The organism is Streptomyces sp. NPDC005775 (genome assembly GCF_042871565.1).
Taxonomy (GTDB): Bacteria; Actinomycetota; Actinomycetes; order Streptomycetales; family Streptomycetaceae; genus Streptomyces.
In genome coordinates, this window is the sequence record NZ_JBIAIU010000007.1 from 399497 (window position 1) to 413574 (window position 14078).

16 protein-coding genes are annotated in these 14078 nt (G+C 70.4%); 7 read left to right on the plus strand and 9 right to left on the minus strand.

Going from position 1 to position 14078, the window contains the following annotated elements; genetic code table 11:
- Positions 1 to 23: 23 nt before the first annotated feature.
- The 3 genes from ACFYPA_RS19425 to ACFYPA_RS19435 all read left to right on the plus strand — a co-directional run bounded on the left by ACFYPA_RS19425 (position 24) and on the right by ACFYPA_RS19435 (position 1453).
- Positions 24 to 497, plus strand: coding sequence for a carboxymuconolactone decarboxylase family protein (locus ACFYPA_RS19425; protein ID WP_359086656.1), 474 nt, complete (start codon positions 24 to 26; stop codon positions 495 to 497).
- Between the two features lie 67 nt (positions 498 to 564).
- Positions 565 to 891 carry an NIPSNAP family protein gene (locus ACFYPA_RS19430; RefSeq protein ID WP_359086657.1) on the plus strand — a complete coding sequence of 109 codons (327 nt, stop codon included), beginning with the start codon at positions 565 to 567 and terminating at the stop codon, positions 889 to 891.
- 7 nt (positions 892 to 898) lie between these two features.
- Entirely contained in the window at positions 899 to 1453 is a 555-nt protein-coding gene (locus tag ACFYPA_RS19435) for an MOSC domain-containing protein (RefSeq protein WP_359086659.1), read from the plus strand.
- A 45-nt stretch (positions 1454 to 1498) separates the two neighbouring features.
- On the opposite strand, the gene def is transcribed toward ACFYPA_RS19435, so the two are convergent.
- Positions 1499 to 2158 (minus strand): peptide deformylase, encoded by a 660-nt coding sequence (gene def, locus ACFYPA_RS19440; protein WP_359320778.1) that lies wholly within the window; start codon positions 2156 to 2158, stop codon positions 1499 to 1501.
- Positions 2159 to 2252: 94 nt separating this feature from the next.
- Between def and ACFYPA_RS19445 the strand changes: the two genes are divergently transcribed.
- Complete coding sequence (locus tag ACFYPA_RS19445) at positions 2253 to 2834, plus strand: helix-turn-helix domain-containing protein (RefSeq protein ID WP_359320775.1); 582 nt, start codon at positions 2253 to 2255, stop codon at positions 2832 to 2834.
- A 130-nt stretch (positions 2835 to 2964) separates the two neighbouring features.
- Here the strand turns inward: ACFYPA_RS19445 and ACFYPA_RS19450 are convergent, their stop codons facing one another.
- Positions 2965 to 3177, minus strand: a complete 213-nt coding sequence (locus tag ACFYPA_RS19450) for a hypothetical protein (RefSeq protein ID WP_359086664.1) — start codon at positions 3175 to 3177, stop codon at positions 2965 to 2967.
- Positions 3178 to 3291: 114 nt separating this feature from the next.
- A complete protein-coding gene (locus ACFYPA_RS19455) occupies positions 3292 to 3534 on the minus strand; it encodes a hypothetical protein (protein WP_389133111.1) in 243 nt (80 codons plus the stop codon).
- Between the two features lie 356 nt (positions 3535 to 3890).
- Here ACFYPA_RS19455 and ACFYPA_RS19460 point away from each other — a divergent pair, with 356 nt between their 5' ends.
- The 3 genes from ACFYPA_RS19460 to ACFYPA_RS19470 all read left to right on the plus strand — a co-directional run bounded on the left by ACFYPA_RS19460 (position 3891) and on the right by ACFYPA_RS19470 (position 8329).
- Positions 3891 to 4658, plus strand: a complete 768-nt coding sequence (locus ACFYPA_RS19460; protein ID WP_359317954.1) for a DUF4232 domain-containing protein — start codon at positions 3891 to 3893, stop codon at positions 4656 to 4658.
- Positions 4659 to 4702: 44 nt separating this feature from the next.
- The gene (locus ACFYPA_RS19465) at positions 4703 to 6106 is read left to right on the plus strand and encodes a carboxylesterase family protein (RefSeq protein WP_359317957.1); all 1404 of its coding nucleotides are present in this window, start codon (positions 4703 to 4705) and stop codon (positions 6104 to 6106) included.
- A gap of 666 nt (positions 6107 to 6772) precedes the next feature.
- Positions 6773 to 8329, plus strand: coding sequence for a polysaccharide lyase family 1 protein (locus ACFYPA_RS19470; protein ID WP_359086667.1), 1557 nt, complete (start codon positions 6773 to 6775; stop codon positions 8327 to 8329).
- 413 nt (positions 8330 to 8742) lie between these two features.
- On the opposite strand, the gene helR is transcribed toward ACFYPA_RS19470, so the two are convergent.
- The 6 genes from helR to ligD form a co-directional block, all read right to left on the minus strand.
- On the minus strand, positions 8743 to 10887 hold the full coding sequence (gene helR, locus ACFYPA_RS19475) for an RNA polymerase recycling motor ATPase HelR (RefSeq protein ID WP_359317960.1): 2145 nt from the start codon (positions 10885 to 10887) through the stop codon (positions 8743 to 8745).
- A gap of 219 nt (positions 10888 to 11106) precedes the next feature.
- Positions 11107 to 11232, minus strand: coding sequence for a hypothetical protein (locus tag ACFYPA_RS19480; RefSeq protein WP_359086670.1), 126 nt, complete (start codon positions 11230 to 11232; stop codon positions 11107 to 11109).
- 5 nt (positions 11233 to 11237) lie between these two features.
- The gene (locus ACFYPA_RS19485; RefSeq protein WP_359317963.1) at positions 11238 to 11708 is read right to left on the minus strand and encodes a helix-turn-helix transcriptional regulator; all 471 of its coding nucleotides are present in this window, start codon (positions 11706 to 11708) and stop codon (positions 11238 to 11240) included.
- Between the two features lie 55 nt (positions 11709 to 11763).
- Positions 11764 to 12174 (minus strand): VOC family protein, encoded by a 411-nt coding sequence (locus ACFYPA_RS19490; RefSeq protein ID WP_359317966.1) that lies wholly within the window; start codon positions 12172 to 12174, stop codon positions 11764 to 11766.
- Positions 12175 to 12265: 91 nt separating this feature from the next.
- Complete coding sequence (locus ACFYPA_RS19495) at positions 12266 to 12790, minus strand: GNAT family N-acetyltransferase (protein WP_359317967.1); 525 nt, start codon at positions 12788 to 12790, stop codon at positions 12266 to 12268.
- Between the two features lie 164 nt (positions 12791 to 12954).
- The gene (gene ligD / locus ACFYPA_RS19500; protein ID WP_359086678.1) at positions 12955 to 13923 is read right to left on the minus strand and encodes a non-homologous end-joining DNA ligase; all 969 of its coding nucleotides are present in this window, start codon (positions 13921 to 13923) and stop codon (positions 12955 to 12957) included.
- Between the last annotated feature and the right edge of the window lie 155 nt (positions 13924 to 14078).

Consider the following 14078-nt stretch of genomic DNA (forward strand, 5'->3'; position numbering starts at 1 on the left):
CGACGACGGCACAGGAGCGCACCATGGATGCTCGCTTGAACTTCTTCGGCAACGCGTCAGGGGCCAAGTTCTTGCGGTACATCAACTCGGCGGACAAGGTGGTCGTGGGTTCGACCCTGCCGGCCGCCACGCAGGAGCTGGTGAAGCTCCGGGCGAGTCAGATCAACGGCTGCGGGTTCTGCACCGACATGCACACCAAGGACGCCGCGCACGCCGGGGAGACGGCGATCCGTCTCCACCTGGTTGCGGCCTGGCGGGAGGCGACGGTGTTCACCGATGCCGAGCGCGCCGCACTGGAGCTGGCCGAGCAGGGCACCCGCATCGCGGACGCGGCCGGAGGCGTCACCGACGATGCCTGGGCGAACGCGGCCACGTACTACGACGAGGACCAGCTGGCCGCCCTGGTGATGCTCATCGCCCTCATCAATGCCTACAACCGTGTGAACGTCATCGTCCAGCAGCCCGCGGGCGACTACCAGCCCGGCCAGTTCGGATAGCCGCGCAGCGGTCGCTGCGTGAACCCGCCCGGCAGGTACGCCCGACCGCTGCGGCATCATGTGGTCGGTGATCACCATTCATCTGAAGTACGAGATCGACCCCGACCGCATCGAGGACTTCGAGGAGTACGGCCGGCGCTGGGTCGGCCTCGTCAACCGGTTCGGCGGCACCCACCACGGCTACTTCCTGCCCAGCGAGGGTGACAGCGACATCGCGTACGCGCTCTTCTCGTTCCCCGGCTTCGCGCAGTACGAGCGCTACCGGTCCGACAGCGCCACCGACCCCGAGTGCCAGGCCGCGTTCGAGCTGGCGCGCCGCACGGGATGCATCCGGCGGTACGAGCGCCGCTTCCTGCGCCCTCTCGACACCGGGACGACAGGATCTTCCGAGTGAGAGCGAAATGACCGCCGCGACGGCGCGGGTGACCGCGGTGAGCAGCGAGGGGACGTACTCCTTCAGTAAGCCGAACCGGGCGGGCATCACGCTGGTCGAGGGCCTCGGCGTCGAGGACGACGTCCATGCCGGGGAGACCATCAGGCACCAGTTCCGCATGACGTACGAACCCGAGCTGCTCAATCTGCGCCAGGTGCACCTCATGCACGAGGAGCTCTTCGACTCACTCGCGGGAAAGGGTTATGCCGTCGCCGCGGGCGAGCTGGGAGAGAACATCTCCACCCGGGGGATCGACCTGCTCGGACTGCCCACAGGCGCGCTGTTGCACCTGGGCGAGGAAGCGATCGTGGAAGTCACAGGTCTGCGCAACCCGTGCTCGAAGATCAACACCTTCCGGCCGGGTCTGCTGAACGAGATGTTCGAGATCGATGTCGCGACCGGGGACTTCACCTTCAGGTCCGGGATCATGGGTGTGGTCCGGCGCGGAGGCAGGGTGCGACCCGGCGACGCGATCGGTGTGGTCCTGCCCGGCGGTCCGCACCGGCCTCTGGAGCGCGTCTAGCGGGTGCGAGGCCTGGTGAGCCGACCGGTTCGGCGAGGCACGGTGCTACTTGCCCAGCTTCTCGGCGACGGCGGCCCGCCGGGCGAACATCTCGTCCTTGGACGCCGCCATCTCACGCAGGGCCGCCTTTCGCTCCCGCTGGGCAAGCCGGTCCAGATACAGGTGACCGCGCAGGTGGTCGGTCTCGTGCTGAAGGCATCGCGCGAAGTACCCCCGGCCCTCGATCACCACCGGTTCACCGTTCCTGTCCCGGCCGTGGACGACGGCACGGTCGAGGCGGGGCACCACCCGGTAGGGACCGGGAACGGACAGGCACCCTTCGGATTCCTCGACCAGGCGGCGCTCCCCGGCCGGTACGTCCACCAGGACCGGGTTGGCGAGGTGCCCGACGTGGCGTACTCCCCACTCGTCCGTGATGTCCCACACGAACAACCGCAGGTCCACGTCGACCTGGTTGGCGGCCAGCCCCGCACCTTCCGCCACCTGGTTGGTGGCGAACATGTCGTCGATGAGCTGCGACAGTTCCGGCGTGCCGAACCGGGTGACCTCCCGGCACCGACGCCGCAGGATCTCCTCCCCGACGACGGTGATGCGGCGCACCGCACCGCGCTCGGCCTCGGGTGCGAACCGCGGATACGCATCCACGGGCTCTCCCAGCACACGCACCCGGCGGTCCTGCGCGGTGTTGTCGAACCGACCCGTCATGGAGCACTCACGCCTTCCACACATTCCTCGGACGGCCGAGGCCGGCGTTGGCGCGGCTTGACCGAATGCTTTGCAAAGTAGCACTCTTTGCAAAATGAGCGACGAGAACCGCCAACTCCCCTGTGTGGACCCCCTGGCGCACCGCGCCCGCGCGCGTCTCCCCGATCACCCGGTGCGTCTGGCTCTCCTGGACCTGCTCGCCGAGGTCGGCACGGTCACGTCCACCCAGGCCGCCGCCCGTCTCGGCCACAGCTCCGGCCTGTGCTCGTTCCATCTGCGCCAACTCGCTCGGCACGGCCTCATCGAGGAGGCACCGCACGACGGCGGCCGGGCGCGGCCGTGGCAGCTGCGATGGGCGCCCGCGGTGGGGTCGGACGGGCGGGACGGGCCGGATGCGAAAGCGGCGGAGGAGTTCGCCGTGCAGGCCCGCGGACTGGAGGACGAGAGCTACCGGCACTGGCTGGCCCATCGGGCACAGGCGCCGAGCGAGTGGCAGCAGGACGAGTCGTTCAGCGCCGTGGTCCACCTCACCCCGGCGGAGACGGCCGAACTCGGCGCGTCCATCCGCCGCCTGTTGGCCGGCTACCGCGACCGGGACCAGGGGCCCGCCACCCGTCCGGCCGGGACGGTGGCCGTGGCAGCGATCACCCGGCTATTCCCTCTCCTCGGCCAATGAGGCCGGGCGCCGTGGCACGCAACTGTGAGATCCGGCCCGCAGTTCCTGACCGGCGACACGCTACGAGAGGCCGCGACGACTGTCCCGCGCCGGCGCGACGGCCAAAACCGACTCGCACGCGGCAGGCGCCTCAGCGGGTGCTGCTCCCCGGCGGGCGGCGGCGCATCAGCTCCGAGAGCGTACGCCGCGGTGGCCGGGCGGTGATGTCACCGCCGCGGGACTGCCCGGTCAGCTGCACGTGCAGGGTGGCGGGAGCGCCCGGACCGGACTCGGGACGAATCCTGATCTCGCCGCTGCCGCGCACCAGACCGTCCGTGTCGACGACGATCCCCGGCCTGGTCACCAGAATGAGGTTTCCCCCGACCCGCCGCCGGCGAGAGCGATCCGCGTGACGTCAGGCGAACAGCCGACTGAGGTGGGAAGCGCGACGTTCGACCCGGTCAGGGGCGGAGGCCGGTCACGTGCGGACGTCTGACCACGGTTCAGGTGCGAGGGCCACAAGGTCGTACTGCGGGCACGGCGTCGTGATGCATTGCTTGGGTGCGGGCACACAGACGTAGCCGACGGGCGCGGTGACGGCGGCGCACGGGGCCGCCTGTGACGGGATGGAGCCTTCCGCGGCGTTCGCCGGACCGGCCAGGGCGAGGGGCAGGGCGGTCAACGCGACGGTCGAAGCGGCGCGTAGCAGGTGATTGATCACGAGGACAGGCTAAGGGCTGTCCCGCAATTCCTGGCGGGCGCGCGACGACAGCTACGGCACCTCGCCGCGTTGTCGGAACGCCCGAATACATCCAGTATTCGGGCGTTCCTCCGCCTTGCGATGCACCGCATCTGACGCCGCGCGCTGATCCACCAGGAATTGCGGGACAGCCCTTAGCCGCGGTTCAGCCCGTACGGCAGTCCACGGCCGCCCGAGTCACCCGCCTGGGCGGACGGTTTCCCCACGGAGAGGTGCGCTGCGGCACGGCTGCTCCTTCCGCCATATATCCGTCCCCCAGGTGTGCCGTTCCGTAGCGGGCCGGGTTCAAATGCTGCCGAATCGAGCAGGTGAGGGATATGAGTTCACTCTCGCGCACCACCCCGGAACCGTTCGCACCGTCGCACCGGCCGTGGGGAGGGCCGGCAGCCCAAAGGGCTCGCAGACTCCGCAGGTGTGTGGTCGTCCCGGTGGCGATAGCTTCGATCGCCCTGGCGGCAGGCGGTTGCGGCGGTACGCCGGCTTCGGCCGGACCGTCCGGGGCGACCGGTTCGGTGCCGGACGCTTCCGCTCGGGACAGTGAAAGCCCCTCAGGAGGGGGCCCCACTTCCCCTGCCACGGGTACGGGCGGCGCCGGTGAACCTGCAGACCAGGACGAGGCCGGCAGCGCTGCCGCCAGTGCCAGTGCCAGTGCCAGTGCCAGTCCCGGCTCCGGAGCCGTTTCGGGTGCCCGGCGCTGCACCGCCGACAGCCTGACCATGCGCCTTGGCCGTGCCGACGCCGGGGCGGGTCAGATCTACTACCGGCTCACCTTCGTGAACAAGTCGTCCACCGCGTGTGCGTTGCGGGGCTTCCCGGGTGTTTCCCTGATCAAGCGCGACGGCAGCATGATCGGCGTCCCCGCCGAGCGGGACGGCGCGATGCGGGAGCAGGCGGTGATCGACCCCGGCAGGACGGCAGAGGTCACCCTGCACACCCTGAACCAGGGCATCAAGGACTCGGGCTGCTGGAGCCCGCCCGACTACCTCCGGGTCTATCCACCCGGTTCCAAGGATGCCCTGACCCTGCGCACCTCACTGCTCCACATCTGCGGCGACCGCTTCACGACCACGGCGGTGGGCGGCTGACAACGTAGGAGCCGGGCACGTGGGCGCCTCGCGGAAGGACCGACATGGACGCCATCGCGACCACACAGCAGGGCCGGGTCCGGGGCCGCGTCCAAGACGGGGTCGCCGCATTCCTCGGCATTCCCTACGCCGCCGCGCCCTTCGGCGTCCACCGCTTTCGCGCGCCTGCGCCCGTCGAGCGCTGGGAGGGCCTGCGCGACGCGCTCGACTACGGGCCGACCGCGCCACAGCGCCCCTACCGGCCGCCTCTCGATCAGTTGCTCCCTGACGTGGACATCCCGGGGGAGGAGTGCCTCAACCTCAACATCTGGACGCCGGACACCGGTGGCGGGCCGCTGCCGGTGATGGTGTGGATCCACGGTGGATCCCTGCGGAACGGCTCGGGAGCCGTTCCGCTGTACGACGGCCGGGCCTTCGCACGCGATGGCGTCGTCCTGGTCACCGTCAACTACCGGCTCGGTGTCGAGGGATTCGGGGTGTTCCCCGACGCACCCGACAACCGGGGTCTGCTGGACCAGATCGCAGCCCTGACCTGGGTGCGGGAGAACATCGCCGCCTTCGGCGGGGACCCGGAGAACGTCACGGTGTGCGGTGAGTCCGCCGGGGCCGTGAGCACCGCCGCCCTGATGACCAGCCCTCGCGCGGCCGGCCTGTTCCACCGGGCGATCCTGCAGAGCGGCGCGCCGCAGACGGTGCCGCGCAGCAAAGGGGCGAAGACCGTACGTGCGATGGCGAAAGTGCTACGGGTGCCCGCCACGGCTGAGGCGTTCGCGCAGGTGGACCCTGCCCTGCTGCTGGACGCACAGACCGATGTGGTCGGCGGAGCCGACCCGATCAGTGGAGGGCCGGGATTTCACCTCGTGGTCGACGGTGACGTGGTTCCGGACGGTCCTGCGCTGCCCGTGGTCGATCTCCTGCTGGGCTGCAACCGGGAGGAGTACCGCTTGTGGTTCGTGCCCAGCGGGATGGTGGAGCGCGTCAGCGGCCTCACTCTGCGTCTGGCCCTGCTGAAGCTCCGGATCCCCGGGCGGGTCGCCCGGCTGTACCGGGCGGCCAGACCGGGCGCGAAGCCCGGGGTGATCCTCGGCGAGATGGCCACGGACCTGCTGGTGCGGGGACCGCTCAACCGGCTCGCCGACGCGCGGCCGGCCCGGACCTTCCTGTACGAGTTCGCCTGGCGCTCGCCCGTTCTGGAGCTGGGCGCGTGCCATGCGCTGGAGATCGGTTTCGTCTTCGACAACCTGGTCCACGGGAAAGGGCTCACCGGGCCGGACGCTCCTCAACCGCTGGCCGGCGTCATGCACCGGGCCTGGGTCGCCTTCGCCTCCTCGGGAGACCCGGGCTGGCCGGCCTGGGACACGAGCCGACCGGTCAGGATCTTCGATCACCCCGACCCCGGTGTGGTCCTCGCACCGCGCCACGAGGAACTGCGCGCCTGGCTCCAGTAGTTGTGACTGCGCCGAGGCCAACTCCCGCACATCCGGCAGCACGTGAAGAACGCGCTTGCTCCTTGCGTTCCACTCCGTGTGGGCCGGGCCCCGGGGCTCCGCACCCCGCCCTGCCGCGTCGCCTATTCACCTCTAAATGCAGCAAACATAGGGCAGTTGGCGAACGACATTGAGCGGTTTACCTCGCGGGGGCGTCCAGAGCCTTGCCAGCCCGACGGAGGCAGTTCTATTCTCACGACCAGAAAGCGCTTTCCGTTTCATGAGCTCCGTTTTGTGGGCTCCGTTCCGGTGACTGCGGAGTCGCGGCGTCAGCCGCGTCTCCACGGGCGAGCCGCCAGGGGATCCGGTTCGGGGCCGCAACCGCGGTGCCGACACGTCATGGCGTCCAGGACGCACGCCTTGGCGGCGCGGCGTCGCGTCCTCCTTCACGGTTTCGAAGGCGACGGGCCTCCCGCAGGGGCGGCGGCGGTGATCCCGCGGCAGACACCTGCGTACGTACAGCTCCGGGCCGCAAGGGCGCGGCTCAGTCGATCGCACCGAAGCAGAGCACTCACCATCACGCCGATCGAGGCGTGTCCAGCGAGAAACCGGCGGTCCGCCGGTCATCGAGTGACATGGGCATGCCATTTTGTTGGCCGGTCCGGAAGACGAACAGGGAGAAACAGCATGAAAAGACGAGTCGCACTGCGCCTGTACGCGGCGCTCACCACGGCCGCTCTCGCCGCCGCGACCGGCGCCGTCGTGTCGATGCCCTCGGCATCGGCCGCGACCGTTGGCGCCACCGGCTACGCGACGCAGAACGGCGGGACCACCGGCGGCGCCGGCGGGCAGACGGTCCGGGCCACCACGGGCACGGCGATCCACCAGGCCCTGTGCAGCCGGGCCAGCAGCAGCACCCCCATCACCATCGAGGTCGAGGGGACCATCAACCACGCCAACACCGCCAAGGTGTCCGGCGACAGCTGTAACACCGCAGCCGGTGTGATCGAGCTCAAGCAGATCAGCAACGTCACGATCGTCGGCGTCGGCAGTGGCGCCGTCTTCGATCAACTGGGCATTCACATACGCCAGTCCAGCAACATCATCATCCAGAACGTGACCGTCCGGAACGTCAAGAAGTCGGGGTCGCCCACATCCAACGGCGGTGACGCCATCGGCATGGAGAGCGACGTCCGCAACGTCTGGGTCGATCACAGCAGCCTGGAGGCGTCGGGAGGCGAGTCGGAAGGGTTCGACGGCCTCTTCGACATGAAGGACAACACGCAGTACGTGACGTTGTCCTACAGCACCCTGCGCAACTCCGGCCGCGGCGGCCTCATCGGGTCGAGCGAGACCCAGCTCGACAACGGCTTCGTCACGTTCCACCACAACCTGTACGAGAACGTCGACTCCCGCACCCCGCTGCTGCGCGGAGGCATCGCCCACATCTACAACAACTACTACGTGAAGCTCAACAAGTCCGGGATCAACTCCCGGGCCGGGGCCCGCGCGAAGGTGGACAACAACTACTTCAAGGACTCCAAGGACGTCCTGGGCACCTTCTACACGGACGCGGCCGGGTACTGGCAGGTCAGCGGCAACACCTTCGACAACGTGACGTGGTCCGCACGCAGCAGCGAGAACAACCCGGCCGGGCCCGACCCGAAGTCCAACACCACCGTCAGCATCCCCTACGCCTACAGCCTGGACGCGGCATCCTGTGTGCCCGGCATCGTGGCCCAGACGGCGGGCGCCAACAAGGGGCTGAAGGTCTCGGACGGCAACTGCTCGACGCAGACGCCGACCCCGGACCCGACCGACCCGACGCCCGACCCCACCGATCCCACTCCGGACCCGACGGACCCGACCGACCCCACCGGTACCAACCTCAGCATCGGCGCCGGCTCCGACGGGTCCAGCAAGGCCGACGGGACGAGCTACGGCAACGTGCGCGACGGTGACCTGAGCACCTACTGGTCGCCCGCCGGAGCCACCGGATCGATCTCGGTCAAGTGGGGCTCCGCCACCGCAGTCTCCTCCGTCAACATCCGGGAGGCGTCCGGCTCCGGCGGCAGCATCGGAACCTGGAAGGTGCTCAACGGCGACACCGGAGCCGTACTGACCTCCGGCAGCGGGGCGGGCGTCATCAGCTTCGCGCAGACGTCCTTGCGCAAGATCACCTTCCAGATCACCGGCTCGACCGGCACGCCGAAGATCGCCGAGTTCGAGACCTACGCGGGTTAGGGCCTCTCGTCCGGATCATGCATCCGGACGAAAGACCCCAGCCGTACGCCGCCGCGGGGGCGGGGGCGGCCCCCCCCCCGCCCCCCCCCCGGCGGGGGGCGGGGGGGGGGGGGCGGGCCCCCGGGGGGGGCCGGCCCCGAGCGGCCCCGGGGGCGGGGGGCGGGGCGGGCCCCCCCCCCCGGTGCCGGCGGAGTGAGCCACCCCGGGGGTTTGGGCCCGCCCGCCGGCCCCCCCCCCCGGCGCCCCCACCCCCCCCCCCCCCCCGCGGGGCGGGGGGGCCCGCCCCCGCCGCCCCCGCCCCCGCGGCGAGAGGCGGCGCAGAGGGGCCGTCCACCTGGGCGGGGCAGGACCGTAGCGGCCGAGTGGCCTGTCGTCGGTCCGGCACGACCACCGTGGTGGCCACCGAGCCGGTGTCACCCACGCGTGAGGACGACGAGCCGCTGGGTCGCGCGGGTCATCGCGACGTAGCGGTCGACCGCTCCTTCGATGCCCGTGCCGAGAGCTTCCGGGTCGACGAGGACGACCAGGTCGAACTCCAGCCCTTTCGACAACGCCGGGGTCAGTGAACGGACCCGGGGCGTGGCCCGGAACGTGGGATCGCCGATGACACAGGCGATCCCGTCGGCGTGCGCGGTGAGCCAGGTGTCGAGGACCGTGTCGCGCTCGCCGGCGGAACCATGGGTGACCGGAATGCCGCTGCTGCGTACGGAGACCGGCACATTGGCGTCGGGAAGCGCGGCCCGGATGACCGGCTCGGCCTCCGCCATGACCTCCTCCGGCGTCCGGTAGTTGATGCTCAGGGAGGTCTGGCTGATCCGGTCGAACCCGACCCGCTCCAGCCGCTCCTGCCAGGATTCGGCGAAGCCGTGTCTGGCCTGGGCGCGATCGCCGACGATGGTGAAGCTCCGGGAGGGGCAGCGGAGCAGCAGCATCTGCCATTCCGCGTCGGTCAGTTCCTGGGCCTCGTCCACGACGATGTGCGCGAACGGCCCGGCGAGCAGGTCCGGTTCGCCGACCGGCACGGACGATCCGTCGACGAGGGTCTCCTTGAGGTCCTGTCCACGCAGCATCGTGACCGCGCCCTCGCCGTCGGCGTCGGCTTCGAGCAGGGTGTCGATGACGTGAGACATGTGCTCGCGTTCGGCCGCGACGGCGGCGTCGTGCCTGCGCTTGTGCAGCGACATCTCCGGGTCACCGAGCCGTCGGCGTGCCGCGTCCAGGAGCGGCAGGTCCGGCACCGTCCAGGCCTGGGCGTGCGCGCGCTGCAGCCGTGACACGTCGTCGCGACTCAGCCAGGGAGCGCAGATGCGCAGATAGGCCGGTACCGACCACAAGTCTCCGACGAGGTCGGCGGCTTCGATCAGCGGCCACGCACCGTCGAAGGCCGCGAGCAACTCCCGGTTCTGCAGGAGGGATGTGCGCAGCAGTGCGTCCGGAACGTCGCCGTCGTGCCGGTCCACCAGGATCGTGACCAGCTCTTCCAGGACCTGGTCACGCGCCTCGTTGTGCGGAGTGCCCGGGGCGGCTTCGAACGCCACAGCCCAGTCGCCCGCGTGCAGCCGGACGTCGGACCACGGGGTGGTGACCGTCATCCCCTTGGCGGGAGGCTTCTCGTAGAACCCGACGGCAGCCTCGATCGCCTTCACCAGATCCGCGGACGACTTCAGACGGGCCACGTCCGGATCGGTCTCGGCCGCTGCCGCGGCTCCCTCGGTGACGAGGTCGCGCAGGGTGCAGGTCTGCACGCCCTCCTCGCCCAGGCTGGGCAGGACGTCGCTCACGTAACCCAGGTAGGGCTCGTGCGGACCGACGAACAGCACGCCGCCGCGACGGTGGCCGAGGCGAGGATCGGAGTAGAGGAGGTACGCGGAACGGTGCAGGGCGACGACGGTTTTCCCGGTGCCCGGACCGCCGTCGACGACGAGCGCGCCACGGGACCCCGCTCGGATGATGGCGTCCTGATCGGCCTGGATGGTGCCGAGTACATCGCGCATACGCGGCGACCGGTTGCTGCCCAGGGTGGCGATGAAGGCGGACTGGTCATCGAGCGCCGCGTGGCCGGCGCCCCCGTCAGGGGTGAAGACCTCGTCCCAGTAGTCACTGACCCGGCCGCGGGTCCAGCGGTACCGGCGACGGCGCGCCAGCCCCATCGGCTGGGCGTGGGTGGCCGCGAAGAACGGCTCGGCCGCGGGAGAGCGCCAGTCGACCAGCAGTCGGCGGCCCGTACTGTCCGTGAGGCCGAGCCGTCCGACGTACACGGGCTCGGCGTCCTCGGTGCCGACCATGTGGCCGAGGCACAGATCGAGGCCGAACCTGCGCAACGTGCGCAGCCGGGTGGTCAGCCGGTGGATCTCGATGTCCCGGTCCATCGCCTGCCGGCCCACACCACCGGGCGACCTGCGCTCGGCGTCGAGGCGCGCGGACAGTTCGGTGAGGGACTGCTCGAGGCACTCGGCGATCGCCTCGAAGTGCCGCTCGTCGCCCGCGATCAGATGAGGGTCGGCCTTGGGGGCGAGGCGGCCGGGAAGGTCGAACGCGCTGGTGGTCAGGGGATTCATGTCATCGGCTCCGATCCGCGGTCGCGTTCGGGCAGTCCGTCGGTGCGCATTTCCGCACCCCGGTAACCGGCAAAAACATATGCACTTGGTGAATCTCCCGTTTCCGCAGCTTCTGGCCTCGGCGAGTGATTCTGCGGCATGTGGGGGGCCTTGCGGCAAGCCCCCCACTGCGCTATAAGTTAAGAGTGGCGAGAGGTGGGTATCCCCTTACGCCTTGGCTCAATGGCTCTCGGCCCACCGGATGAGGTGGACGAAGAGCCGCATGACCTCATCGAGCAGACGGGCCGAGATGTTCGCCGACGCCGGGTCCGGCCGTCGGTCCAGCGCCTCGTCGGCCTCGTTCACCTACATCACCGCAGGCCGGCTCCGGGCTCGACGGCCGCCGCCTCATCCCGGACGACCGGGGCCGTCGCCTGCTCGGGTATCCACGGCGTCGTTCCCGCCACGACGCACGTCGCGCGGCGCCGGTAGACGTGGGGCGGTACGCCGACGAGTTCGGTGAAACGCGCACGGAAGACACCCGGCGAAGGGCATCCGACCGCGCGGCGGATCTCAGTGACGCCGAGGTCACCGTGGAGCAGCAGGACCGCCGCCCGCTCGATGCGGCGGGCCGTCAGATAGGCGTACGGACTCGTGCCGTAGGCCAGCCGGAACTGGCGGCTGAGATGCCCGGCCGGCACGTTCACGCCGCGGGCGAGCGCTTCGACGTTCAGCGGCCGCGCGTACTCCCGGTCGATCCGGTCGCGCACGCGGCGCAGTCGGGCGAGGTCACTCAGGCGCTGCGCCGCCATGCGCGCGCGCCCCCACGCGGGATGACACATACGAGCTCCGTTTCGTCGACAGCGATGCGTACCGGGAGTGCGTGGGCCGGACGGTTCAGCGAAGCTCCTGGATGCGCACCAGGTTGCCCGCGGGATCGCGGAAGGCGCAGTCGCGGATGCCGTACGGCTGCTCGGTCGGCTCCTGGACGACCTCGGTGTCGCCCGCCTGCACCTTCTCGAACGTGCCGTCGAGGTCCGGGGTGGCCAGCAGGATCCATCCGTAGGTGCCCTTGGCCATCATCTCCGTGATGGTGCGGCGCTCGTCCTCGGTGATGCCGGGGTCGACGGCCGGCGGCGCCAGCAGGATGGACGTGCTGGGCTGCCCGACGGGACCGACCGTGATCCAGCGCATCCTGCCCTGGCCGACGTCGGTGCGGACCTCGAAGCCGAGAACGTCACGGTAGAAGGCCACCGACGCGTCCGGGTCGCTGTGCGGAAGGAAGCTGGTGTGAATGCTGATGTCCATGACGACGATGCTAGATCCGCCGCTGTGACGCGCGCTTCTCGATTCCTGATCGATTCCGCCGGTCCCGTGGCCGGATTCTCGACCACCGCGGCTACTCGCCGCCTTTCCGCACGGGCTTCTCGAGAAGAGTGAACGCCTTGCGCGCTCCGCCCGGTTGCGGCTTTCCCTCCTTGTGCCCGACAACCCGGTATCCGGCATCGAGGTAATACGCCTCGAGAGACGCGTTGCCGGCCAGGCAGTCCAGACGTACCAACGGTCGGCCCGTCCCGGCCACGCGGCGTTCCGCCTCGCGCAGAAGCTGCCGGCCCGTCCCGGGCGGGACGCTGCGGTGATCCACCATTAGCCGGTGCACATACCCGGCCGCCGAGGACTGCGGCCCCCAGGCGTCCTCGTCCGCCCACCACAGCTCCCAGGCCCCGACGATGCGCCCGGCAGCCTCCGCGAGCCACACCTCCCCGGTCTCCATGATCCGGCGGAAGTGATCCCCGCCCAGCTCACCCGGCTGCCACTGGCCCGTGACGCCCCGCGCGAGCATCCAGCGCGCGGCGTCGTCGCGCAGCCCCACGACAGCGGTGAGGTCGGCGTCATGGGCAGGACGGAAGCGCAGAGCGTTCATCTCGCGATCTTCGCACGGGTGTTCCGCCGTCCGGGGCCTCAGCGATGGCATCCCGGCCGAGGCTGAGGTAACCGGACCCCCTGTCGCGTTCAGCCATGGCGCGATTTTGCCGGAGCCGCGTACGGCCCGGCTCGCCCGGCCCGGTCGGGGCCGTGCGCCCCTGGTCAGTCCAGGCGGGTCAGGTCCGGTCTCAGCCGTTGCCAGACCGGATGGCGCAACCGTCCGGCCCTGGTCCACTCCGACGCGGTGACCTCCGCGACCAGCCGCGGTTCGACCCAGTGCGCGCCGGCCACGTCGACCGGGTCGGCGAACGGGGACGTGGATCGTGCGATGACCGCGAAGTACGCCATGAGTTCGCTCTGTTCACGCTCGGACATACCCGATCCGACCGATCCCGCATACCTCAGCCCGGTGGGCCCGGTGACGCCGACGAGTACCGCCCCCGGCACACCCACGGCGGAGCCCCGGCGCTGGGTCCAGCCGCCGATGACCACGTCCAGCGTCTGCACCAGCTTGGTCTTGCGCCAGTGAGCCGATCGGGTGCCGGGCGTGTACGGGGAGGAGAGTCTCTTGGCGACCACGCCCTCCAGTCCCTCACGGACCACGGCCTCCCACACCTGCGCCCCGCGTCCGTGTACGTATGAGGGTGCCGACCAATGGGCCCCGGTCAGCGCGAGGGCGGACAGAGCCTCGCGGCGTTCGCCGTACGAGGCACCGAGCAGGACCCCGCCGTCGACGTACAGGACGTCGAAGATCATCAGATGGGCAGGACAGTCCAGCGCGAGGCGGGCGGCGCGCCGTGCGTCGACCACGCCCATCCGGCTCTGGAGCCGGCCGAAGTCGGACCGTCCGCGAGCATCCAGGGTCACGAGTTCCCCGTCCAGGACCACTCCCCGCCCGCGCAGCTCACCGCCCAGTGCCCGCAGCTCCGGATAGGTCACCGTGATGTCGTTTCCCGCGCGCGAGGTCAGCCGCACCGATCCGTCGCCCGTCGTGCTCAGGATGCAGCGGACACCGTCCCACTTGGTCTCGAACGCCCAGTCCGAGTCGGGCACGGGGAGCGGCCCCGGCACAGCCAGCATCGGTGCGATCGACGGCGGCGACCAGAGGGTGCCGGGAGGAATCGGAGCCATGGTCCCGATGATCGAACGTCCGGCAGAACTGTGCAGGCCGGCGGGCGGACGCACGACAGACGACCGCGCTCCCCGCAACGGGCCCGTGGGCCTCAGCCCGCCCCAGGGAGCCCGAACGTCCCCCGCCACGCCCGGCGACCCTGCACAATTCTGTG

What these genes read in the sequence shown, in the direction of transcription:
- ACFYPA_RS19490 (WP_359317966.1), bottom strand. Translation starts at nt 12,174, where the DNA reads ATGGACATCAGCATTCACACCAGCTTCCTTCCGCACAGCGACCCGGAC.
- ACFYPA_RS19495 (WP_359317967.1), bottom strand. Translation starts at nt 12,790, where the DNA reads ATGAACGCTCTGCGCTTCCGTCCTGCCCATGACGCCGACCTCACCGCT.
- ACFYPA_RS19470 (WP_359086667.1), top strand. Translation starts at nt 6,773, where the DNA reads ATGAAAAGACGAGTCGCACTGCGCCTGTACGCGGCGCTCACCACGGCC.
- def (WP_359320778.1), bottom strand. Translation starts at nt 2,158, where the DNA reads ATGACGGGTCGGTTCGACAACACCGCGCAGGACCGCCGGGTGCGTGTG.
- ligD (WP_359086678.1), bottom strand. Translation starts at nt 13,923, where the DNA reads ATGGCTCCGATTCCTCCCGGCACCCTCTGGTCGCCGCCGTCGATCGCA.
- ACFYPA_RS19485 (WP_359317963.1), bottom strand. Translation starts at nt 11,708, where the DNA reads ATGTGTCATCCCGCGTGGGGGCGCGCGCGCATGGCGGCGCAGCGCCTG.
- ACFYPA_RS19425 (WP_359086656.1), top strand. Translation starts at nt 24, where the DNA reads ATGGATGCTCGCTTGAACTTCTTCGGCAACGCGTCAGGGGCCAAGTTC.
- ACFYPA_RS19465 (WP_359317957.1), top strand. Translation starts at nt 4,703, where the DNA reads ATGGACGCCATCGCGACCACACAGCAGGGCCGGGTCCGGGGCCGCGTC.
- ACFYPA_RS19445 (WP_359320775.1), top strand. Translation starts at nt 2,253, where the DNA reads ATGAGCGACGAGAACCGCCAACTCCCCTGTGTGGACCCCCTGGCGCAC.
- ACFYPA_RS19460 (WP_359317954.1), top strand. Translation starts at nt 3,891, where the DNA reads ATGAGTTCACTCTCGCGCACCACCCCGGAACCGTTCGCACCGTCGCAC.
- helR (WP_359317960.1), bottom strand. Translation starts at nt 10,887, where the DNA reads ATGAATCCCCTGACCACCAGCGCGTTCGACCTTCCCGGCCGCCTCGCC.
- ACFYPA_RS19435 (WP_359086659.1), top strand. Translation starts at nt 899, where the DNA reads ATGACCGCCGCGACGGCGCGGGTGACCGCGGTGAGCAGCGAGGGGACG.